The sequence below is a fragment of the Monashia sp. HAY1-5C genome (genome assembly GCF_056755255.1).
In genome coordinates this window covers 1-231 of sequence record NZ_JBPGXG010000854.1, presented here as the reverse complement: position 1 = coordinate 231, position 231 = coordinate 1, and the positions used below count along the sequence as shown (strand labels likewise).

Sequence of the window (231 nt, the reverse complement as noted above, 5' to 3'; positions counted from 1 at the left end):
ACGGAGACACCAGCCCGTGACCCGAGCAAGATTCCATCCACTGCGGATCATCCGCATTTGCCGTAGATGGTTCGACGTGAGGCGCAGGAGGCTGCTCGACGAAACAGTCCCCGATCGACTCGCGTGAGGAACGGCTCCCGGTGCGAGAACTGCGACCGGTCTGCAACGTTCCAGCTGGCGCCGCGAGTGTGGACTCGGATCGAACCGTCTGTGGCTCTCCCCGCCGCGTGG

At 64.5% G+C, this 231-nt stretch carries 1 protein-coding gene; it reads right to left on the bottom strand.

Translation table 11 applies throughout. From position 1 onward, the window contains the following. Nucleotides 1-47: 47 nt before the first annotated feature. Nucleotides 48-231 (bottom strand): DUF7669 domain-containing protein (locus ACR9ZK_RS23745; protein WP_481344361.1); only part of this gene is annotated, 184 nt, incomplete at its 5' end.